Consider the following 21,387-nt stretch of genomic DNA (forward strand, 5'->3'; position numbering starts at 1 on the left):
TGCTATCCGGAGTCCGTCCATGACATATCGCCGCGCCACGGGTCTCGGACTCATTGCCGCTTCCGCTGTGCTGACTTTCGCCGCGGCCACGGCCCTCGCCCAGGGCGCGCCGCCGGCGCCCCCTGTGCAGGTCTCGGCTCCGCTCGCCAAGCGCGTCACCAACTGGGACGAGTATACAGGCCGCTTCGAGGCAAGCGAGCAGGTCGAAATTCGCGCCCGGGTCTCGGGCTTCCTGGATTCGCTGCATTTCCGTGACGGCGATCTCGTCAAGAAGGGCGATCTGCTCTTCACCATCGATCCGCGCCCCTACCGGCTCTCGGTCGACGTCTCGCGCGCCGATGTGGCGCGCGCCAAGGCGCAGGTCGAGCTCGCGCAGAACGAGGTCGAGCGCGCCGAGGGCCTGACCCAGAACCGGACCATCACGGCCCGCGACATCGACCAGCGCCGCGCCAACCTCAACAGCGCGATCGGCACCCTGCAGGGAGCCGAGGCCAACCTCAAGACGGCCGAGCTCAATCTCGAATGGACCCAGGTGCGCGCGCCCCTCTCAGGCCGCATCTCCAACCGGCGCGTCGACCCGGGCAACCTCGTCGCCGGCGGACAGTCGGGCGCGACGCTTTTGACCACGATCGTCGCCATCGACCCGATCAACTTCGTCTTCGATGCCTCGGAGGCCGATTATCTGCGCTATTCGCGGCTGACCAAGGACCTGCGCAAGGTCACCAGCCGCGAAGAAGGCAGCCCGGCCGAGGTGCGCCTGGCGGATGAGCGCGAGTGGAAGCGCAGGGGTAAGATCGACTTCGTCGATAACGCTCTGAACGCCCGCTCCGGCACCATCCGCGGCCGCGCCGTGTTCGAGAACAAGGACCAGTTCCTGACGCCGGGCACGTTCGGGCGGCTGCGCCTTTTCGCCGGCGAGGCCGATGCCTTGCTCGTGCCCGACACCGTCATCGTCTCCGACCAGGCCAGCAAGATCGTCCTGACCATCGGGCCCGAGAACAAGGTCGTGCCCAAGCCCGTCGTGCTCGGCCAGATCAGCGATGGCCTGCGCGTCATTCGCGAGGGCCTCGCCCCCACGGACCAGGTCATCATCGGCGGCCTCGCCAACCCGATGGTGCGTCCGGGCGGAACGGTGACGCCGCAACCCGGCGAGATCAAGCCGACCGCCACGAATTGACCGTTCGCCACCCGATCTGAGCCACGGACGGCGCCGCGCCGTCCGCCCTGCCTTCCGGCCAGGAAACGTCCATGTTCCGCTTCGCGCATTTCTTCATCGACCGGCCGATCTTCGCGACCGTGCTGTCGATCCTTCTGACCATCGCGGGCGCGATCGCCCAGCGCGGTCTGCCGATCGCCGAATATCCCGAGATCGCCCCGCCGACCGTCACGATCACGGCGAGCTATCCCGGCGCCTCGGCCGAGGTCGTCGCCTCGACGGTCGCGGCCCCGATCGAGCAGGAGGTCAACGGCGTCGACGACATGCTCTATATTTCGTCGCAATCGACCGGCGACGGGCGCGTCACGATCAGCGTCGTGTTCAAGGCCGGCACCGATGTCGACCAGGCTCAGGTGCTGGTGCAGAACCGCGTCTCCGCGGCCGAGCCGCGCCTGCCTCAGGATGTGCGCACGCTCGGCCTGCAGGTCCGCAAGGCCTCGCCCGACTTCCTGATGGTCATCCACATGCTGTCGCCCGACGGCTCGCGTGACCAGCAATATGTCTCGAACTACACCACGCTCAACGTCAAGGACGTGCTGACCCGCGTCGACGGCGTCGGCGACGTTCAGGTCTTCGGCGCACGCGACTACTCGATGCGGGTCTGGCTCGATCCGGCCAAGGTCGCGGCGCGCAACCTGACCGCCAGCGATGTCGTCGCCGCGATCCGCGCCGCCAACATCCAGGTCGCGGCGGGCGCGATCAACCAGCCACCAGCCAAGTCGGACGGCGCCTTCCAGCTCTCGGTCAACACGCTGGGACGTCTCACCAGCATCGAAGAGTTCTACGACATCGTCGTGCGCTCCGACGCCGATGGCGGCACGATCCGCGTCCGCGACATCGCACGCGTCGAACTCGGCGCGCAGGACTATCTGTCGAACTCCTATCTCGACAACAAGGAAGCGGTCGCGATCGGTGTCTTCCAGCGTCCGGGCTCGAACGCGCTGGCGGCCTCCGAATCCCTGATCAAGACGATGCAGACGCTGTCGAAGGACTTCCCGGGCGGGCTCGAGTACCGGATCGTCTACAATCCGACGGAGTTCATCGGCGAGTCCGTCTCCGCTGTCGTGCAGACGCTGCTCGAGGCGATCGTGCTCGTCGTCATCGTCGTGATCCTGTTCCTGCAGACTTGGCGCGCCGCGATCATTCCGATCATCGCGATCCCGGTTTCGCTGGTCGGCACCTTCCTGGTCATGAGCGCGGTCGGAATCTCGTTCAACACGATTTCGCTGCTCGCGCTCGTGCTGGCGATCGGCATCGTCGTCGACGATGCGATCGTCGTCGTCGAGAATGTCGAGCGCTATCTCGCGCAGGGGATGAGCGCCAAGGACGCTGCGCACAAGACCATGGACGAGGTCGGCGGCGCCCTGCTGGCGATCGCCCTCGTGCTTTGCGCCGTGTTCATCCCGACCGCCTTCATCACCGGCCTGCAAGGCACGTTCTACCAGCAGTTCGCGGTGACCATCGCAGCCTCGACGATGATCTCGTGCTTCGTCTCGCTGACCTTGTCGCCAGCGCTGTCGGCGATCCTGCTGAAGCCGCACAGCCATGAGGAACCCAAAGGCTTCGTCGCGGCGCTCGGCGCGCCGATCCGCTGGTTCTTCAAATATTTCAACAAGGGTTTCGACTGGCTCTCGCGCGGCTATGGCGCGGTGACTTCGCGTCTCATTCGCGTCAGCGTGCTGATGCTGCTGGTCTATGCCGCCTTGATCGCGGTCGCCGGCCAGCGCCTCGTCGCAATCCCGACAGGCCTGGTGCCGCAGCTCGACCGCGGTTACTTCATCGCCGTCTTCCAGCTTCCGGCAGGCTCGTCCCTGCCGCGAACGGACGCGGTCATCCGCAAGGCGACAGACATGCTGCTGAAGCGGCCCGGCGTCGCCCATGCCGTTGCCTTTGCCGGTCTTGACGGCGCGACCTTCACCCTGGCGCCCAATGCCGGCGTCGCCTTCGTCACCCTCTCGGACTTCAGGGAACGGGCCAAGGCTGGCCTGACGACCCAAGGCATCCTCAACGACCTGCGCACCCAGCTGTTCCAGATCAACGAGGCCTTCTCGCTGGTGATCGAGCCTCCGGCCGTTCCCGGCATCGGCAATGGCGGCGGTCTCAAGGGCTACGTCCAGGATCGCAGCGGACGAGGCCTCGCCGCGCTGGAAGGCGCGACCTGGGCCGTGGCGGGCACCGCAGGGCAGTCTCCGGGCATCCAGCAGCCCTTCACCCTGTTCTCGACCAAGACGCCGCAGATCTTTGCCGATATCGACCGGACCAAGGCGGAAATGCTCGGTGTACCGGTGACCCGTGTGTTCGAGACCCTGTCGATCTATATGGGCTCGGCCTATGTCAACGATTTCAACATCCTCGGTCGCACTTTCCGGGTGACGGCACAGGCCGATAACCCCTACCGGCTCGACGTCCGCGACGTCGCCGCCTTGAAGACGCGCAATGCCGATGGCGAGATGGTGCCGATCGGCTCGGTCGCAACCTTCTCGAACACGACCGGCGCCTATCGCGTGCCGCGCTACAACCTCTACCCGGCAGCCGAGGTGCAGCTGTCGATGGCGCGCGGCTTCTCGACGGGCCAGGGTATCGCAGCCGTGGAGCAAATCGCGCAGAAGGTTCTGCCGTCCGGCTTCGGCTTCGAATGGACCGAGATTGCGCTGCAGGAGAAGCTCGCCGGCAACACCGCGATCATCGCGTTTGGCCTCGCTGTCGTCTTCGTCTTCCTGCTGCTGGCAGCGCTGTACGAGAGCTGGACCTTGCCGCTCGCGGTCATCCTGATCGTGCCGATGTGTATTCTCGCGGCGATGATCGGCGTCGGCTACAAGGGCTTCGACCGCAACGTGCTTGTCGACATCGGTCTCGTCGTGCTCGTCGGCCTCGCCGCGAAGAACGCGATCCTGATCGTCGAGTTCGCCAAGCAAGCGGAAGACGAGGGCATGAACCGGCGCGAGGCCGCGATCGCTGCGGCCAGGACCCGGTTGCGGCCGATCCTGATGACCTCGCTCGCCTTCATCCTCGGCGTGCTGCCCTTGACGATCTCGATCGGCGCCGGCGCGGAGATGCGCCAGGTGCTCGGCGTGGCGGTGTTCTCGGGGATGATCGGCGTGACCTTCTTCGGCCTGATCTTCACCCCGGCCTTCTACGTCATCGTGCGTTGGATGGCGGAGCTGCGCGGCAAGAAGAAGGTGGTCGACGCGCCTCACGCCCCGCAGCCCATGCATTAGAGCCGGATGATGTTAGATGGGGTCACAGGGTGATCCCATCTGACATCTGAATCCGCCTCTCATCTGGGAGCGAGAGCAGGATCCTTTTTCGTATCCTGCTCTAACGAAAAGGGCCTTCCGCGCAGCGCGGAAGGCCCTTTCTCATTGATGGCGTCGGTCGCGCCGAACTCTCAGGTCGGCGTCAGGCGACCTTCCTCATAGGCAATCGTCCAGCCGATCAGCGGCCGCCACAGTGTCTCGGCCAGTTCCGGCGGAAGGCCCGCCTCCTGCGCCCTTTCCCTGACGGTTTCGACCACCTGCTCGACCCGTGCGGGAATATTCGCCGGCAGGCCGTCGCCGCGCTTGACCACCAGCACGCGCTCGACGACGTCGAGCCGCCGGCGCAGCAGCGCGACGAGTTCGGCATCGATGGCGTCGATCTCCCGCCTCAGCCCCGCCAGAGCAGGAACGTCGAGGAGATCGCGGTCTGCCATCAGCCCCACCAGCGCTCGCTCACGGGGAAACGCCCGGCCGCGTCCTCGATCACCTGCCCGAGCGAGAACAACGTCTCCTCGTCGAAGGGCCGGCCGATGAGCTGAAGGCCGAGCGGCAGCCCCTGGCTGTCCAGCCCCGCCGGCACGGCGATGCCGGGCAGGCCGGCCATGTTCACCGTCACCGTGAAGATGTCGTTGAGATACATCTCAACCGGATCGGCCGAGCCCTTCTCGCCGATGCCGAAAGCCGCCGACGGCGTCGCCGGCGTCAGCACGGCGTCGATACCGGCGGCATAGGCCTGGTCGAAATCGCGCTTGATCAGCGTGCGGACCTTCTGGGCACGCAGGTAGTAGGCGTCGTAATAGCCGGCCGAGAGCACATAGGTGCCGATCATGATGCGGCGCTTGACCTCGGCGCCGAAGCCTTCGGCGCGGGTCTTCTCATACATCTCGACGATGTCGCGGCCCTGCTGGCGCAGACCGTAGCGGACGCCGTCATAGCGCGCGAGATTGGACGAGGCCTCGGCCGGGGCAACGATATAATAGGCCGGCAAAGCGTATTTCGTATGCGGCAGCGAGATCTCGACGATTTCGGCGCCGGCCGCCCTCAGCCAGTCGATGCCCTTCTGCCAGAGCGCGTCGATCTCGGAATTGAGCCCTTCGAGGCGATATTCCTTGGGAATGCCGATCTTCATGCCCTTCACGGAGCGGCCGACGGCCTTCTCATAGTCCGGCACGGCCATATCGACCGAGGTCGTGTCCTTGGGATCATGCCCGGCCATGGAGCGCAGCATCACGGCGCAGTCGCGCACCGTCTTGCCGATCGGCCCTGCCTGGTCGAGCGAGGAGGCGAAGGCGACGATGCCCCAGCGCGAGCAGCGGCCATAGGTCGGCTTGATGCCGACCGTGCCGGTAAAGGCGGCGGGCTGGCGGATCGAACCGCCGGTATCGGTCGCGGTCGCAGCCAGGCAAAGATCAGCGGCGACGGCCGAAGCCGAACCGCCGGACGAGCCGCCGGGAACGAGATGGGCGCCCTCGATCGCACCAGTCGCCCCTGCCCCGACATTCGAGCCCTTGCGCCGCCAGGGATTGACCACGGGGCCGAAAGCGCTGGTCTCGTTGGAGGAGCCCATCGCGAATTCATCGTTGTTGAGCTTGCCGAGCATGACCGCGCCGTCGCGCCAAAGCTGGCTCGACACCGTCGATTCATAGGCCGGCACGAAATTGCCGAGGATCTTCGAGCCGGCCGTGGTGCGCACGCCATTGGTGGCGAAGAGATCCTTGATACCGAGCGGCAGGCCCTCAAGCGGGCCGCCCTCGCCTTTGCTGAGCTTCGCGTCCGAGGCCGCTGCCTGCTTCAGGGCATGCTCGGGCGTCTCCAGCACATAGGCGTTGAGCGCGCGCGCCTTCTCGACCGAGGCGATATGGGCCTTGGTGATCTCGGTTGCGGAAAAGGTCTTCGCCTTCAGCCCGTCGCGGGCTTCGGTCAGGGTCAGGCGGGTGAGATCGGTCACGTGGGATATCCGGGAGTTGTCTGGTCAGGAGACCCCGGACACGCGCATCGTGCGTCCGGGGTGATCGAAGAGGCGCGAGACGCGCTTATTCGATCACCTTCGGCACCATGAAATAATTGTCTTCGGAGGCTGGCGCGTTGGCGACGATCGTGTCGGCGATTTCGCCGTCATTCACGATGTCGGCCCGCAGCTTCATCGCCATCGGCGTCACCGAGGTCATCGGCTCGACGCCCGCGACATCGACCTCGTTCAACTGCTCGACGAAGCCGAGGATCGCGTTGAGCTCGCCTTGCAGCTTGGGCAGATCGGCTTCCGGAACGGCAATGCGCGCGAGATGTGCGACGCGCTTGACGGTGGCGAGGTCGACCGACATGGCGGGCTCCTGAAAAATGATTTGCCCGCGCTATAGCGCGCGGGCGTCGAACACGTAAGTCAGTAATGACTGACTGATCAAAGCGAAACCGCTTCGCCCTTCTTCGGCACCAGCGCCTCGACCGCGCTGCCCTTCAACCCCGCCAGGAACGCATCGGCATTGGCGTCGATGATCGGGAAGGTGCCGTAGTGGCAGGGAATCGCGAATTTCGGCTTGACGAAGCGGGTCATGGCGAGCGCCGCGACCTTGCCGCCCATGGTGAAACGGTCTCCGATCGGGCAGATGCAGGCTTCGACGCCGTGGATCTCGGCAAGCAGCGCCATGTCTGAGAAGATGTCGGTGTCGCCCATGTGCCAGAGCGTCTTCTCGCCCTTGGCCTTGATGATCGCGCCGTTGGCATTGCCGACAGGCACGTTGACGCCGCCTTCGCCCATGCCGGCAGAATGATCGGCCCGCACCAGCGTCACGCTGAACGGGCCGAGATCGACGCTGCCGCCGGTGTTCATGGGCTGAAAGCTCTTCAGCCCGTTCGAGGCCAGATGCATGGCGAGATCGTAGTTGGTGATGACCGTCGCGCCGGTCTTCTCGGCGATGGCGAGCGTGTCGCCAACATGATCGCCATGGCCGTGGGTGACGACGATATGGCTCACGCCCTGCGAGATCGCCGCGATGTCGCCCTCGAAAGCCGGATTCCCGGTAAAGAACGGGTCGATCAGGATGACGGCGCCGTCGATCTCGGCGCGAAAAGCGGAATGGCCGTACCAGGTGAGTTTCATCGCGGTCTCCAGAATGCTCGCTCAATCGAGATGCGTCGTGGGGTATAGATCATTCCAATCAGGATTGGCGCGCTCTATCAGCTCGATCTTCCAGCTTCGACGCCAATGCTTGATGCGCTTTTCCTGCGCGATGGCTTCCTCGGGGGTTTCGTAGTGCTCGGCGTAGACGAGGCGAAAGACGCGATGCTCGTGCGCAAACTCCGAACCTTCGCCATCGCGATGCGCCTGGACACGCCTCGATAGACGATTGGTCACCCCGACATAAAGCGTGCCGTTCTTCTGGCTAGCTAGAATGTAAACCCACATACTTGCCCTCAAACGCGGGGCGTCCCGGGCGAAGCGTAGCGCAGACCCGGGACCCATGCCTGACCATAGCGAGCATAGCCTCAGGCCGCGCAAGCTCGCTTTCTCGCGTAAACATGAGGGCGGTCAGGCATGGGTCCCGGGTCGGCGCGGCTTTGCCGCTTGCCCGGGACGACGGCGCGGAGAGGTCAGACTCGGAGGAGATGATCGACAAATGAGCGGCGGGCGTGCACCCCTTCTTTCAAATTCACCTGGAGTCGCCCCCCCATGACCGATGCCGCCAAGGTCTCCAGCCAGCAACTCGCCCGCCGGATTGCCCAGGGACGCGGCGACGAGCCGGCCGACCTCGTCATCCGCGGCGCGCGGCTCCTCGACATCGTCACGGGCGAGCTGATCGAGACCGATATCGCGCTCTGCGGCGACACCGTCATCGGCACCTACGGCTCCTATCAGGGCAAGGTCGAGTTCGATGCGACCGGCCTGATCGCCGTGCCGGGCTTCATCGACACGCATCTGCATGTCGAATCCTCGCTGGTGACGCCGCTCGAATTCGAGCGCTGCGTGCTGCCCCATGGCGTGACGACCGCGATCTGCGATCCCCATGAGATCGCCAATGTGTTGGGCGTCGAGGGCATCCGTTATTTCCTGGCTTGCGCCGAGGCGATGCGGATGGATCTGCGCGTCCAGCTCTCGAGCTGTGTGCCGGCGACCCATCTGGAAACCGCCGGGGCGCGGCTGGAAGCCCCCGATCTGGTTGCCTTGATGGACCACCCCAAGGTGATCGGGCTGGCCGAGTTCATGAATTTTCCGGGCGTGCTGCATCGCGATCCCGTCTGCCTGGCCAAGCTGGAGGCTTTTTCGCACCGGCATATCGACGGCCATGCGCCGCTGGTGCGCGGGATGGATCTGAACGGCTATCTCTCGGCCGGCATCCGCACAGACCATGAAACCACAACCGCCGACGAAGCCCGCGAAAAGCTCGCCAAGGGCATGGCCATCCTGATCCGCGAAGGCTCGGTCTCGAAGGACCTGCATGCGCTGATCCCGCTGATCAGCCGCGACGCCTCGCCCTTCCTCGCCTTCTGCACCGATGACCGCAACCCGCTCGACATCGCCGAGGAAGGCCATCTCGACTACATGATCCGCACGGCCATCGCCCATGGCGCGGATGTGCTGGCAACCTACCGCGTCGCGACGCTCTCGGCCGCGCGGAATTTCGGACTGTTCGATCGCGGCTTCATCGGGCCGGGCAAACGCGCCGATATCGTGCTGCTCGACGATCTCGCAACATGCCGCCCGAAGGTCGTCTTCGCCGGCGGCAGGCTGGTCGAGGACGCATTGTTCGCGGATCGCATTTCGGTTGCGCCCGTCGGGCTCGGCAGCGTTAAAAACCGGCAGCTCACGCCGGCGGATTTCAAGGCGCGGGCGCGCCAAGGCGAAACACCGGTGATCGGCGTCGTGCCAGGCCGTATCATCACTGAGCGGCTGGCGATGCAGCTGCCCTCACGCGACGGCGAAGCACTGCCCGATCTGGCGCAGGACGCGGTCAAGGTCACGGTGATCGAACGCCATGGCAAATCCGGCGGCATCGCCACCGGCTTCGTCCATGGCTTCGGCATGAGGCATGGCGCCATCGCCTCCTCGGTCGGCCATGACAGCCATAATCTCTGCGTCGTCGGCGTGGACGAGGCCTCCATGGCCGCCGCAGCCAACCGCTTGATCGAGACTGGCGGGGGATTCGCCGTGGCTGATGGGGGTGTTGTGACGGCCGAGCTGGCGCTGCCGGTGGCCGGGTTGATGAGCGACCAGCCTTTCGAGGTCGTCAGGCACGGGCTTGAGGATCTGCGCGCCGCCGCCAAGGCGCTCGGCGTCGTGCTGGCCGAGCCCTTCCTGCAAGTAGCCTTCCTGACGCTGCCCGTGATCCCGCATCTCAAGATCACCGATAAGGGGCTGGTCGATGTCGACCGGTTCGACTACGTCTAGCCAGCCAGCAATTCCTCAGCGACCTCAATCCCTTCCGCCCTCGCCTTCGCACGCAGATTCAAGCGCCTGACGCCCGGCAGCCTCGTGCCGTCCTGGTCCTCGATCGCATGCGCCAGCATTCGCATGCGTTCGCTGAACCAATGACCGCCCATGGCAGAGGGGTCGATCGCAAGGATGAGCTGGCCGGTATCGGGCGGGCCGCCCTTGTCGTCGAGGAAGGAGGAGGCCTCAAAGGCGAAATGGGCGCCGACCAGCGAGGCGGCGAGGATCTCGACCATCAGCGCCAGCGTCGCACCCTTGGCGTCGCCGAGCGGAACCATGGTGCCGGCGAGCGCGGCGGCAGGGTCGGTCGTCGGCTTGCCGGCCGGGTCGAGCGCCCAGCCTTCGGGAATGGCTTCGCCCTTCTGCCTGGCCGCCACGATCGGTCCGCGCGCGACCTTCGACAAGGCCATGTCGATGACCAGCGGGTCGCGGCCGGCGAGCGGCGCGGCAAAGGCGATCGGGTTGGTGCCGAAGACGGGTTTCGCCCCGCCCCAGGGCGCGATTGCCGCCGGCGTGTTGGCGAAAAGCAGTGCGACGAGCCCCTGCTCGGCCAATCGCTCGACATGGAGGCCTGCTGCACCGCAATGGTTCGAACGCCGGATCGGGGCGATCGCCACGCCCTGCTCGCGGGCGAGTACCGGCAATTCGATGACGGCGAGGTCGATCGCCGGATAGGCGAAGCCATGGCCGGCGTCGATCGCCAGCACGCCGGGCTTGGGCCGGCGCGCGATCGGGACCGCCTGCCCGTCGATCTTGCCGGATCTGAGCATGGCGAGATAGGTCGGCACGCGGGACAGGCCATGGCCCTTGAGCCCGTCGGCCTCGGCCATGACGAGCGCCCAGGCGACGGAGGCCGCATTGGCGGGAGATGCGCCGGCCGCCGCGAACAGGTCCGCGAGCCTGGTTTCGACCGCCTCAAACGACAGCTTCGTCATATCCGCCCCTCCAGCGCGGCCATGACGCGCTCGGCGACGAGACCGGAGACGCGGCCATTCGACTCGACCGTATTGCCCGCGATATGCGGCGTCAGGATCAGATTGGGCGTCCCGGCGAAGCGTTTTCCGCCTTCACGGAGGGGTTCCTCCTCGAAGACATCGAGCGCCGCGCCGCCGAGTTCGCCGCCCTTCAACGCCGCGATCAGCGCCTCCTCGTCCATAACGCCGCCGCGCGCCGCATTGACCAGCACGGCATCCGGCTTCATCCGGGCGAAGGCCTCCTTGCCGATCAATCCACGCGTTTCCGGCGTCAGCGGCAAATGGATGCTGACGACGTCCGCGCTGGAGAGGACCGCGTCGAGATCGAGGCGCTGGGTCGCCTGCCAGGCCGGATCATCCTCAGGCACATAAGGATCGTAGGCGACGACGTTCATGCCGAGCAATCGGGCGTGGTTGGCTGTGTCGCGCGCGATCGCGCCGAAGCCGACCAGGCCGAGCCGCTTGCCGGCGATCTCGCGGCCGATCAGCTTGGTCTTTGGGAATTCGCCGGCGACCATCGCGGCATTGGCGAAATAGGAGCCGCGCAGCAGCACCATCGCGCTGCCGATGACGTATTCGACCACGGACAGGCTGTTGGCGCCGGTCGCCGGAAAAACCTTGATGCCGCGCGCCGTGCAGGCTTCCATGTCGATATTGTCGAGCCCGACACCGAGGCGCCCGACGACCTTGAGCGCCTTGGCAGCAGTGAGCACGGCCCCCCTTACTTGCGTCTGGTTGCGCACGATCAAGGCGGGCGATTGCGCAACCAGCGCGGCCAATTCGTCCGGCTTGCCGAAAAGCTCGGGGTCATGATGGACCTCGTAGCGTGCGCGCAGCATCGCAACGGCGGCCTCATCCATGAATTCGGTTATGACGATGTCTGCCATGAGGTCCCGGCCGGCTCTTATTCAAGAGTTGAAAGGTAAGGTCGCCTTAAAGCCACCTTCCGCTTTTCGAAATCCCCGATCAGCCCAGCGCCAGCAGGCCGCCGGTGACGATAACCAGGATGACGAGACTTGTGCCCGTGACAAGCACGAGGTGCCGCCAGCCGAGGCGGGCCATCGCCGCCATGGAGGTGCCGAGCCCAAGTGCCGCGATGGCGATCAGCAAGCCCCAGCGCGAGACCTCGAGCAAGGCGTCGCGAACAGGCAGATAGACGCTCGCCAGCGCCGGCAGCGTCGTCAACAGGCTGTTGAGCAGGCACAAGCCGAGGAAGACGATCGCGAAGACCGGGACCGGTACCTTCGCATGCTCGGCATGCCCGCCCTCGCGCACCATCCACCAGCCCACGGCCAGCACCGCGGGCAGCAGCATGAACACCCGGAACAGCTTGACGATGATCGCCGCATTGGCCGCCTCGTCGGAGACCGCCTGACCCGCGCCGACGACCTGGGCGACGTCATGGATGGTCGCGCCCAGCATGATGCCGGTCTGCATCGGCGAGAGATTGAGCCAGGCGCAGATCAAGGGATAGGCCAGCATCGCCAGCGTCGCGAAGGCGTTCATGGCGATGACGGTGAAGGCGACATCGGCCGCCTTGCCGCGGTAATCGGGCACCACGGTCGCGGTCGCGAGCGCAGCCGACGCCCCGCAGACAGCCGTCGCAACGCCGGCAAGCGCGCCGACCCCGGCCTCGCGGCCCAGCCAGCGCGCCAGCAGGAAGCCGCAGATCACGGTCACGATCATCGAGGCGATGATGAGCAGCGCGGTCGAGAGCCCCAGCGCAATGATGTCGCCAAGCGCCACGCGCAGGCCCAGCAGCCCGATCGCCCAGCGCAGCAGCTTCTTGACGCAGAAGGTCATGCCCGGCGCGAAGCGCGTCGTGTTGGCGACGGGATGCAGCAGCATGCCGATCACCAGGGCGATCACGACGGCGGGGATTCCGACACGGCCGCCGGCAGCAGCCTTGAGCAGCGGCTCGACCAGCACGGAGGCAACCGCGACGATGACCGAGAGCGCGATGCCGTCGAGAAGGGGGCGCCAGGCGCTCAGCGGTGAGGTTGTCGCAACGGGCAAGAACGCGGCTCCGACTCGTCTGGTCGAGATGGCTTCGGCAAATGGCTTCGGTAAATGATTTTAGCAAAAACAGGGCCGAAGCGACGGCTCGCGTCGCCGCTCCGGCTGATAGCAGCAGCTCAGGCCGAGCGGTAGAGCTTAGTCATCGAGAATTCGCGATGCCCCAATGCCTCAGAGGCGGTCAGGCGGCCATTGGCGGTGCGCACGATGTTCTGGATCAGCGCGTCGCCGGCCTGGGGAATGGTGAGGTCGCGGCGCAGGATGCCGGAGACGTCGACGTCGATGTGCTCGGGCATGGTGCGCATCGTCTTCGGGTTACCGGTGATCTTGATGACCGGCACGATCGGATTGCCGATGACGTTGCCCTGCCCGGTCGGGAAGGTGTGCACGACATAGCCGCCCGCCGCCATCAGCGTCACGCATTCCGCCGCGGCCGATGAGGTGTCCATATAGTAGAGCCCCGGCCCCTTCGACGGCGCCTCGGCCGGCTGCAGGATGTCGATGTATTTGCACTCGCGGCCGATCTTCTCGAGATTGCCGAGCGCCTTCTCCTCAATCGTGGTCAGGCCGCCGGCGATGTTGCCCTTCGTTGGCTGCGAGTCCGAGAGGTCGTCGGTCTTGTGCGCCTCGATGACGTCGTCCTGGTAGGCCTTCCACATCTTGTACCAGCGCTCGCCGACCTCGGGCGTCGCAGCTCTCGCCTTGCAGAGATGCTCGGCGCCGGTGATCTCCGAGGTCTCGCCGAAGACGCCATGGATGCCGCGCGGGATCCATTTATCGTACATGTTGCCGACCGTCGGGCAGGAGGACAGCCCCGTCGTCGTGTCGGACTCGCCGCATTTGGTCGAGACCCAGAGCTCCTCGATGCCGCATTTCTCGCGCTGGAGCTCACTCGCCCATTGCACGAACTCCTTGGCGACATAGGAGGCCTTGGCGATGGTGGCGATGTCGCCATGACCCTCGATGCCGAAGCCGACGACCGGCTTGCCGGTGGCGGCTATGCCGTCGACAACGCGTTTGGTCCAACCATCCTCGATGCCGATCACCACTACGGCGGCGACATTGGGATTCGCACCGGTGCCGATCAGGGTGCGGAAATGGATGTCGAGGTCCTCGCCGAACTGGAGCCGGCCATAGGCATGCGGGATCGCCAGCGTGCCCTTGATGTTGTTGGCGACGGCCTCGCAGGCAGCGTTCGAGAGATCGTCGAGCGGCAGCAGCAGCACATGGTTGCGCACGCCGACGCGGCCATTCTCGCGACGCCAGCCATGGAAGGCATCGAGGCTGCGACCAGTCGGACGCCGAACCATCGGGGCCTTGAACTCGGGCGCCTCGATCTTGCGGCCCTTGATCCGGCCGAGCTTGCCCTTCACGAGATCGAAATTGGCGACGATCGACATGGCGTTTCCTCTATTCGTTGCGGGCTCGACCTTGCCGGGAGCCCATTGCCGATTCTTTTCAAGCCTTTGCGCGGGTTTGTTTCACCAACGCCAGGTCTCACCAAGACTTGGTCTCACCAACGCTTGGTTTCACCAACGCTTGGTCTTGGCGTTGTGGACGTGCAGGTGCTCGCCCCGCTTCACATCGGCGACCGCCTTGCCGATGTCCTGGCCGTATTTCCAGATCGTATCGCCCGCCTTGATGTCCTTGAGCGCGACCTTGTGGCCGATCGGGATGTCCATCTTGGCGGTCAGGCGAAAATCGGAATTGTCGTGAGTGACGACGCCGAGCATGTCCGTGCCGGCCTTGAGGCCTTCGACGACGACGACGCCGACAGTGTCCTTCTTTTCATGAACCAGGAGATGGGGCTTGCTCATGCGGGGCTCCTCCGGGAGTGAGGCCAGGTCGGTCCGGCAAATCGGCGCTCGACCTGAATGACACCAAGTCTTATATAAGACATATGAGTGTGCACAAGACCGAAAATCCCGGGCGCAACGTCACCGGCACAGCCGAGCCGCTCGGCTTCCGGCCGCTCTACCGGCAGGTCAAGGCGATCTTCGTCCGGCGGCTCGTGGATGGCGTCTGGGCGCCGGGCGAAAGCCTGCCGAGCGAAGGCCAGCTCGCCACCGAGATCGGCGTCAGCCAGGGCACGGTCCGCAAGGCGCTCGACGAGCTCGCTGCCGAGAACCTGCTGGTGCGCCGCCAGGGCCGCGGCACCTTCGTCGCCGAACACGACGAGCGGCGCATCCTGTTCCAGTTCTTCAAGCTGGTTCACGACGATGGCGAGCGCCGCTTTCCCGACAGCACCGTGCTGGGGGTGGAGACCGGCAAGGCCGATGAAGCCGAATGCGCGGCGCTCGATCTCGACGGCGAAGCCGACGTCATCCGCATCCGCCGACTGCGGTCGCTCGATGCCGTCCCCATCATTCTGGAGACCCTGACCTTGCCGCAGCGCGTCTTTCCGGGGCTGGAGGCGGGGCCGGTCCCCAATAATCTCTACAGCCTGTTCGCCGCGCGCTACGGCGTGACGATCGCCCATGCACGGGAGCGCCTGAAGGCCGTGGCGCTCGACGCCAATGAGGCCAGCCTGCTCGCAGCCCCCACCGGCACACCAGCCCTGCGGATCGACCGCATCGCTTTTTCGCTCGATGGCTCGCCGGTCGAGCGACGCCTGAGCATCTGCCTGACCAAGGAGGCCCACTACCTGTCCGACCTGCGCTGACGCGCCAGGTCCGATCGCTCGCTTTCCCACCAAGCCGCCGCAGAGCGGTTTCGAAATCGGAGGAAATGGATGCTAGCGAAGACCACAAGACGCCTAGGTCACGTCGCATTCGGACGGTTCCGTCCGAATGCGAGAAACGTGATCGATTCTAAAAGCTTAGAGCATTGCTCTTGCGAAAAACCGGTATCCGCTTTTTGGCGTAATGCTCTAGCGCTCGGGGGCCTGCTGGCTCTGGGGCTTGCCATGCCGGCATGGGCGCAAAGCTTTCCCAGCAAGCCGATCGCCCTGATCGTACCCTTCGCCGCCGGGGGGCCCAGCGACGTCATCGCCCGCCTGGTCGGCGACCATATGGGGCGCACGCTCGGTCAACAGATCCTCGTCGAGAACGTCGCCGGCGCGGGCGGCACGGCGGGAGCACGGCGCCTCGCATCGGCGGAGCCCGATGGACATACGCTGCTGATCCACCATCTCGCGCTCGCCGCGGCGCCCGCGCTCTACGGCAATCTGACCTATGACACACGGACGGCCTTCGCACCGGTCGGCCTGATCAATGCCGGACCGATGGTGCTCGCGGGCAAGCTCGCCTTGCCGCCAGTCGATGCCAAGGCCTTCTTTCCCTACGCCAAACTCCAGGCCGAGAAGCTGACGATCGCCCATGCCGGCATCGGCTCGAACGCGCATCTTTGCGCCGTGCTGCTGGGCCAGGCGCTTGGCGTGAAGTTCACGCAGGTGGCCTATCGCGGCACCGGACCGGCGATGAACGACCTTGTCTCCGGACAGGTCGATCTACTCTGCGACCAGTCGACCACGGCCGTGCCGCAGATCCAGGGCGACAAGATCCGCGCCTATGCCGTGACCTCGCTCCAGCGCCTCGATGTCCTGCCCAATACACCAACGGCCCGCGAGAGCGGCACCGACCTCGAAATGACGATCTGGCACGGGCTTTACGCCCCGAAGGGCACGCCCGCTCCCGTGCTCGACAAGCTCAACGGCGCGCTCAGAGCGGCACTGAAGGATCCAACAGTGCTCGAGCGCTTCAAATCGGCCGGCACCCAGGTTTTCCCGGAGAGCGACTGGACCCGCGAGGCGCACGCGAAGCGCTTCAATGCGGAGATCGCGAAATGGGCGGCCTCACTGCAGGCGGCCGGCATCACGCCGCAGAATGTGAACTGAGCGGATAGAAACGCGCCGCTCGCCTCGATGGGCGGCGCGTGCTACCGGCCATGGCATGTCAAGCAATGTCGTGCCGCTCGAAACCTTCCTGGACCTGCCCGACCATGCCCGACTGCTGGGGCTCGATCTCGGCACCAAGACGATCGGGCTCGCCTTGTCCGACGTCGAGCGGCAGATCGCGACGCCTCTGGAGACGATCCGCCGGGTCAAGTTCGGGCTCGATGCGGCGGCCCTGATCAAGATCGCGCAGAGCCATGCCGTCGCAGGGCTGATCATCGGCCTGCCGCTCAACATGGACGGCTCGGAAGGGCCGCGCGTTCAGTCGACGCGGGCCTTCGTGCGTAATCTGGCGCCGCTCACGCCGCTGCCGGTCGCCTATTGGGACGAGCGCATGTCGACCATGGCCGTCACCCGCACCTTGCTGTTCGCCGACGCCTCGCGCGCCAAGCGGGCCGAGGTCGTCGACAAGATGGCTGCTGCCTACATCCTGCAAGGCGCGCTCGACCGGCTGATGCGCATGGAGCCGGGCGATGCCGGACATGACGACGCCGCGCCGGACGGAGCCGACGCGGCGCGTTAGACGGGCGGAAAAGCCTGATTCACTGTCCGAGGAGGCCGCGCCTGATCAGATTCTTCTCGGTCTCGCGCTGGTTGCCCCTGCCTGGTCCGGCTCCCTGATCATAGCCACGCCGGCCGCGATCATAGCCGCCGCGGTCGTCGCGGCGGTAACCATCGCGCCGATCATAGCGGTCCCTGCGCTCATAGCCGCTGCGCCGATCATAATCGGGATAGCGGTCATAGCCGCGATCATACTGGGCCGAGGCCGACCCGGCTCCGCCAATGGCGGACACGACAAGACCAAGGCAAAGCCATATCGCCTTGCGATCGTAAGACATCGAATTTCCCCAAATCATGTCGGCAAGCCCGGCCTTTCCGGCCGGGCTTGCCTATGTGCGTCAACGACCGCCGCGAGACGGGTCGACCGTTCCGTTACGGGAGCGATAGCGTGAGTCGTAGCCACCTTGATAGTACTGGTAGCGCGGGGCGTAGACTGGAGCCTCCTCATAGACCGGCGCCGGCTCGTAATAGACCGGGCGGCGCGGGGCATACTCGGTGTAGCCGTCGTCATAGCCGTAATAGGGATCGGCATAGGCCGGGCGGCTCGAGGCGATCGCCGCCGCACCGAGGAGGCCGAGGCCAACCGCACCGGCGACGGCCGCACCACGGCCGCCATTCCAACCGCGACGATGGCCGCGATAATAGCTGTACTCGGCCGGGGCTGCGTCGAGCCTCTGCGCATCGACCCGCAGTCGCGTCTCGCCTGCGAAGGCAGGCGTCACGAGCCCTGCGCCTGCGATAGCCGCAGCCGTCACGCCCGCGATGAAAACAGTCCTCTTGGAAGCCATGATGGTATCTCCTGAGGTGGTCAGCAGCAGCATCCCCAAGATGCCTGCGCCGGATTGAACAGGGCCTGAACCAATCGCGGCAGTATTGCGGCGACAGCAGGCCGCCCATTCCTCTGCGCCCTTGTCCGGGCCTCACCGCCATGACAGGACAATGGCCCGCCTTGACGATGCTCTCGGTCTCAACAACGAGCGTCTCGGCCGCTTGTTCCGATTCCGGGCGCCGCCAGCCCGCCGTGACCGGCAGCCGACACCTGGATTCGCCCGCGACATGAGCCCGATGATCAACAGCCTTGTCGCCGTCTTCCTGGTGATCGCAACAGGATGGGGCCTCAAGACCGCGGACTTCGTCACGGCGACGCATTGGAGCGGCGTCGAGCGCCTGACCTATCAGGTGCTGTTCCCCGCGGTCGTGATCCATACCCTGGCTGTCGCCGATCTGAGCCGCCTGCCCGTGCTGGCGATGGGTTTGAGCCTGATCCTGACCATACTCTGCGTCGCCGCGGCTCTTCTGTTGAGCCGCCCCCTGCTGCGGCGTCTGGGGATCGAGGGTCCGGCCTTCACCTCGATCTTCCAGGGCTCGGTGCGCTGGAATACCTTTGTGGGCCTGGCGCTCGCCTCGGGGCTCCTGGGCCGCGATGGCGCGACGATGATGGCGATCGCGGTCGCGGCGATGATCCCGCTGCTGAACGTGATGTGCGTGATCGTGCTGGCGCGCTACGCCAACGGACAGCCGATGAGCCCAGGCGCAACGATGCGCTCGGTCGCGCTCAATCCCTTCATCTGGTCGTCGGCGCTCGGGCTGATCCTCAACCAGTTGCAGTGGATGCTCCCGGTCGCGGTTGCGACCTATGTCGATATCCTGGGCCGCGCGGCGCTCGGCATCGGGCTGCTGGTGGTCGGGGCCGGGCTCGATCTGGGCCGCCTCGCCAAGCCCCGGCTCGCTCATGGCCTGGCCATCGCGCTCAAGCTCGTCGTCATGCCGGTGCTGGCCTGGACGCTCGCCCGGCAGCTCGGCGTCTCCGGTCCAGCGCTGACGATGACGGTGGTCGCCGCCGCCGTGCCGACAGCCACGGCCGCCTATTTCCTGGCGCGCGACCTCGGCGGCGACGCGCCGCTGATGGCCGAGATCACGACGATGCAGACCCTGCTCGCACTCGGCACCCTGCCGCTGGCGGTGCTCATCCTCACCTGAGCGGCCCCCCCTCTACATTGAGGATAGGCCAATCCAATTTTACACGCATTAATTGCATTTCTATAAGACCGCGCGGATATGGTTGAGATTCAGATGTCGCGCGACATCACGCATAGTCACGGGAGTTTAGCCCCCTGATACCGCGACGGGTTACCCTCCCACGCTTCGGCAGCGCCGGACGCGACGGAGCTCGCTCCGCCTCGCCTGCAGCGATGCCCGCGGAAGCGCCACAGCTCTCCGAATTGCAGCAGGCGACCCTGCTCTACATCGAGCGCATGAGCTCCGAGATGCTCCGGATGGCTTGATCCGCCGATATGGAGAGTCTCGCCTTTTTCCTGGACATGGCGCGGCTCGAAGCATCCATCCAGCTCAAGCGCGAGGCCGGCGCGGCCCCGATGTGACCCGCAAGGGACAGGGGTAGCTCAAGCCAATCCTTATTACACTCCAGGTTGCATTATCATGTAATTGCACCTAATGGAGGCATAGACGTGACTGCCGCAGCCGAACCCGGCCAAGCCCTTCCTGGAAGCCAGCCGCGCAAGAGCCGCAAAGCTTCATCCGCCATGACGGCCACGCCGGCCGGTGCGACCGATGACTGCGCCGCCCAGCGCCGCCAGCTCCAGTTCGAGGTCTCGCACTATATCGAATTGCTGCTCATCGAGCTCGGCACGATGGCACGGGCGGCCGATCTGCGGCATCTGGCCTATTTTCTCGAGCTGACGCACCAGGAAGCGAGGGACCAGACCGAGCGTTGCCGCCCCTGACGACCATCGCGCCAGGTGATCTCACCTCAGGGCATCAGGCGCGTCAGCAAGCCACCTGGCTGCCGCAAAACCGCGCCTGAAAGCTCCAGCTCCAGAAGCTCCCGACTGACGTCGCGGGCGGACCGGCCGCTGGCGCGCACGAGATCGTCGATCGAGATCGGCGCCGCACCAAGCAGTTCGAGCAGGCTGATGCCCTGATCGCTCGTCTCCGAGGGCAAGACCTTGTCCTGCCAGGCCTTGTCCTGCCAGGCCTTGTCCTGCCAGGTCTTGTCTTGCCAAGACTTGTCTTGCCAAGCCGTCTCCGCCGGGAGTTCCGTCTTCGGCGCGGGCGTAATCCCAGGCAGATCGAGTTCGTCCCACAGCGCCTGAGGCGGGGCCTCTCCCGCGCCATCCCGCATCACGGCCCCGCCGCCGCCAAATCCCTGTTCGAACTCGACCAGCGGCAGCAGCGCCTCGATGACGTGAGCGGCTTCCGCACAAAGCGTCGCGCCCTCACGAATCAGGTGGTTGCCACCCTCGGCGCGCGGATCGAGCGGCGAACCGGGAACCGCGAAAACCTGCCGGCCTTGCTCATTGGCGAAGCGTGCCGTGATCAGCGAGCCCGATTTGCGTGCCGCTTCGACCACCACGGTTCCCAATGAAAGCCCTGAGACGAGCCGGTTGCGGCGCGGAAAGTCGCGCCCGCGCGGAGCCCAGCCCATCGGCATCTCGCTGATCCCGGCGCCACTCTCCAGAAGCCGCCGGAACAAGGGCCCATTCTGAGGCGGATAGACCTCGTCGAGACCGCCAGCCAGCACTGCGATCGTTCCAGTCCCAAGGCTCGCTTCATGGGCTGCGGTGTCGATGCCGCGCGCCAGCCCCGAGACCACGACGAAACCCGCTTCGCCAAGATCGCGCGCCAGCCTGGCTGTGAATTTCTGCCCGGCGGCAGAGGCGTTGCGCGAGCCGACGAGCGCCACGCAAGGCCGCAGCAGGGCGTCAGTTGTCCCGATCACCGCCAGCAAGGGTGGCGCCGAATCGATCGCCTGCAAGGGTTTTGGATAGGCCGCCTCGCCCAGGGCGATCAAACGGCCGCCCTGATGCTGTAGAGCCGCGAACTCACGCTCGGCCTCGGCCGGCGTACAGAGGCGCAGGGTGCGGCCGGACTGCCGTGCGAGATCCGGCAAGGCTTCAAGCGCCGCGGCCGCTCCACCGAAGCGGTTCATCAAGGCGCGGAAGGTGCGCGGGCCGACGCTTTCGCTGCGGATCAGTCTCAGCCAATCCAGGCGCTGGCGATCGGTGAGGGCGACGCCAGCCATACCC

The 21,387-nt window shown here is 65.8% G+C and carries 21 protein-coding genes; 8 read left to right on the forward strand and 13 right to left on the reverse strand.

Annotation, left to right across the window (positions count from 1 at the left end):
* The first annotated feature begins 19 nt into the window (after nucleotides 1–19).
* Entirely contained in the window at nucleotides 20–1,177 is a 1,158-nt protein-coding gene (locus J2Y55_RS14425) for an efflux RND transporter periplasmic adaptor subunit (protein WP_310154186.1), read from the forward strand.
* 71 nt (nucleotides 1,178–1,248) lie between these two features.
* A complete protein-coding gene (locus J2Y55_RS14430; protein ID WP_310154187.1) occupies nucleotides 1,249–4,434 on the forward strand; it encodes an efflux RND transporter permease subunit in 3,186 nt (1,061 codons plus the stop codon).
* A gap of 170 nt (nucleotides 4,435–4,604) precedes the next feature.
* Here J2Y55_RS14430 and J2Y55_RS14435 read toward each other — a convergent pair whose 3' ends face one another.
* From J2Y55_RS14435 to J2Y55_RS14455, 5 genes are all read right to left on the reverse strand, one after another.
* On the reverse strand, nucleotides 4,605–4,907 hold the full coding sequence (locus J2Y55_RS14435; RefSeq protein WP_310154189.1) for a chorismate mutase: 303 nt from the start codon (nucleotides 4,905–4,907) through the stop codon (nucleotides 4,605–4,607).
* Nucleotides 4,907–6,421, reverse strand: coding sequence for an Asp-tRNA(Asn)/Glu-tRNA(Gln) amidotransferase subunit GatA (gatA, locus tag J2Y55_RS14440; RefSeq protein ID WP_310154191.1), 1,515 nt, complete (start codon nucleotides 6,419–6,421; stop codon nucleotides 4,907–4,909). Before gatA ends, J2Y55_RS14435 begins: the two co-directional genes overlap by 1 nt.
* Nucleotides 6,422–6,506: 85 nt before the next feature.
* On the reverse strand, nucleotides 6,507–6,794 hold the full coding sequence (gene gatC, locus J2Y55_RS14445; protein WP_069691306.1) for an Asp-tRNA(Asn)/Glu-tRNA(Gln) amidotransferase subunit GatC: 288 nt from the start codon (nucleotides 6,792–6,794) through the stop codon (nucleotides 6,507–6,509).
* A gap of 77 nt (nucleotides 6,795–6,871) precedes the next feature.
* A complete protein-coding gene (locus J2Y55_RS14450; RefSeq protein ID WP_310154194.1) occupies nucleotides 6,872–7,570 on the reverse strand; it encodes a metal-dependent hydrolase in 699 nt (232 codons plus the stop codon).
* 21 nt (nucleotides 7,571–7,591) lie between these two features.
* Nucleotides 7,592–7,876 carry a GIY-YIG nuclease family protein gene (locus J2Y55_RS14455; protein ID WP_310154195.1) on the reverse strand — a complete coding sequence of 95 codons (285 nt, stop codon included), beginning with the start codon at nucleotides 7,874–7,876 and terminating at the stop codon, nucleotides 7,592–7,594.
* 264 nt (nucleotides 7,877–8,140) lie between these two features.
* Here J2Y55_RS14455 and ade point away from each other — a divergent pair, with 264 nt between their 5' ends.
* Complete coding sequence (gene ade, locus J2Y55_RS14460; RefSeq protein ID WP_310154198.1) at nucleotides 8,141–9,856, forward strand: adenine deaminase; 1,716 nt, start codon at nucleotides 8,141–8,143, stop codon at nucleotides 9,854–9,856.
* Here ade and J2Y55_RS14465 read toward each other — a convergent pair.
* The 5 genes from J2Y55_RS14465 to J2Y55_RS14485 all read right to left on the reverse strand — a co-directional run bounded on the left by J2Y55_RS14465 (nucleotide 9,853) and on the right by J2Y55_RS14485 (nucleotide 14,705).
* Nucleotides 9,853–10,833 carry an Ldh family oxidoreductase gene (locus tag J2Y55_RS14465; protein WP_310154200.1) on the reverse strand — a complete coding sequence of 327 codons (981 nt, stop codon included), beginning with the start codon at nucleotides 10,831–10,833 and terminating at the stop codon, nucleotides 9,853–9,855. The genes ade and J2Y55_RS14465 overlap by 4 nt on opposite strands.
* Nucleotides 10,830–11,759, reverse strand: a complete 930-nt coding sequence (locus J2Y55_RS14470) for a hydroxyacid dehydrogenase (RefSeq protein WP_310154202.1) — start codon at nucleotides 11,757–11,759, stop codon at nucleotides 10,830–10,832. The genes J2Y55_RS14465 and J2Y55_RS14470 overlap by 4 nt, the downstream gene beginning before the upstream one ends.
* Before the next feature lie 79 nt (nucleotides 11,760–11,838).
* Nucleotides 11,839–12,888: a YeiH family protein gene (locus J2Y55_RS14475; protein WP_310154204.1), complete on the reverse strand. Its 1,050-nt coding sequence runs from the start codon at nucleotides 12,886–12,888 to the stop codon at nucleotides 11,839–11,841.
* 119 nt (nucleotides 12,889–13,007) lie between these two features.
* A complete protein-coding gene (locus tag J2Y55_RS14480; RefSeq protein ID WP_092166517.1) occupies nucleotides 13,008–14,198 on the reverse strand; it encodes a UxaA family hydrolase in 1,191 nt (396 codons plus the stop codon).
* A 219-nt stretch (nucleotides 14,199–14,417) separates the two neighbouring features.
* On the reverse strand, nucleotides 14,418–14,705 hold the full coding sequence (locus J2Y55_RS14485) for a UxaA family hydrolase (RefSeq protein WP_069691299.1): 288 nt from the start codon (nucleotides 14,703–14,705) through the stop codon (nucleotides 14,418–14,420).
* Between the two features lie 89 nt (nucleotides 14,706–14,794).
* Between J2Y55_RS14485 and J2Y55_RS14490 the strand changes: the two genes are divergently transcribed.
* The 3 genes from J2Y55_RS14490 (at nucleotide 14,795) to ruvX (ending at nucleotide 17,303) form a co-directional block, all read left to right on the forward strand.
* Nucleotides 14,795–15,550, forward strand: coding sequence for a GntR family transcriptional regulator (locus tag J2Y55_RS14490; RefSeq protein ID WP_310154211.1), 756 nt, complete (start codon nucleotides 14,795–14,797; stop codon nucleotides 15,548–15,550).
* Nucleotides 15,551–15,793: 243 nt separating this feature from the next.
* The gene (locus J2Y55_RS14495) at nucleotides 15,794–16,723 is read left to right on the forward strand and encodes a tripartite tricarboxylate transporter substrate-binding protein (RefSeq protein WP_310154214.1); all 930 of its coding nucleotides are present in this window, start codon (nucleotides 15,794–15,796) and stop codon (nucleotides 16,721–16,723) included.
* A gap of 55 nt (nucleotides 16,724–16,778) precedes the next feature.
* On the forward strand, nucleotides 16,779–17,303 hold the full coding sequence (gene ruvX, locus J2Y55_RS14500; RefSeq protein WP_310154218.1) for a Holliday junction resolvase RuvX: 525 nt from the start codon (nucleotides 16,779–16,781) through the stop codon (nucleotides 17,301–17,303).
* A gap of 19 nt (nucleotides 17,304–17,322) precedes the next feature.
* Here ruvX and J2Y55_RS14505 read toward each other — a convergent pair whose 3' ends face one another.
* Together J2Y55_RS14505 and J2Y55_RS14510 are read right to left on the reverse strand one after the other, a co-directional pair.
* Nucleotides 17,323–17,619 (reverse strand): hypothetical protein, encoded by a 297-nt coding sequence (locus J2Y55_RS14505; protein WP_310154221.1) that lies wholly within the window; start codon nucleotides 17,617–17,619, stop codon nucleotides 17,323–17,325.
* A gap of 60 nt (nucleotides 17,620–17,679) precedes the next feature.
* Nucleotides 17,680–18,129: a hypothetical protein gene (locus tag J2Y55_RS14510; protein WP_310154224.1), complete on the reverse strand. Its 450-nt coding sequence runs from the start codon at nucleotides 18,127–18,129 to the stop codon at nucleotides 17,680–17,682.
* Between the two features lie 268 nt (nucleotides 18,130–18,397).
* Between J2Y55_RS14510 and J2Y55_RS14515 the strand changes: the two genes are divergently transcribed.
* Complete coding sequence (locus J2Y55_RS14515; RefSeq protein ID WP_310154227.1) at nucleotides 18,398–19,321, forward strand: AEC family transporter; 924 nt, start codon at nucleotides 18,398–18,400, stop codon at nucleotides 19,319–19,321.
* 563 nt (nucleotides 19,322–19,884) lie between these two features.
* Complete coding sequence (locus J2Y55_RS14520; protein ID WP_310154230.1) at nucleotides 19,885–20,085, forward strand: hypothetical protein; 201 nt, start codon at nucleotides 19,885–19,887, stop codon at nucleotides 20,083–20,085.
* A gap of 26 nt (nucleotides 20,086–20,111) precedes the next feature.
* Here J2Y55_RS14520 and dprA read toward each other — a convergent pair whose 3' ends face one another.
* Nucleotides 20,112–21,383 (reverse strand): DNA-processing protein DprA, encoded by a 1,272-nt coding sequence (dprA, locus tag J2Y55_RS14525; RefSeq protein ID WP_310154233.1) that lies wholly within the window; start codon nucleotides 21,381–21,383, stop codon nucleotides 20,112–20,114.
* Between the last annotated feature and the right edge of the window lie 4 nt (nucleotides 21,384–21,387).

This window comes from Allobosea sp. BE125 (assembly GCF_031456075.1).
Classification (GTDB): Bacteria; Pseudomonadota; Alphaproteobacteria; order Rhizobiales; family Beijerinckiaceae; genus Allobosea.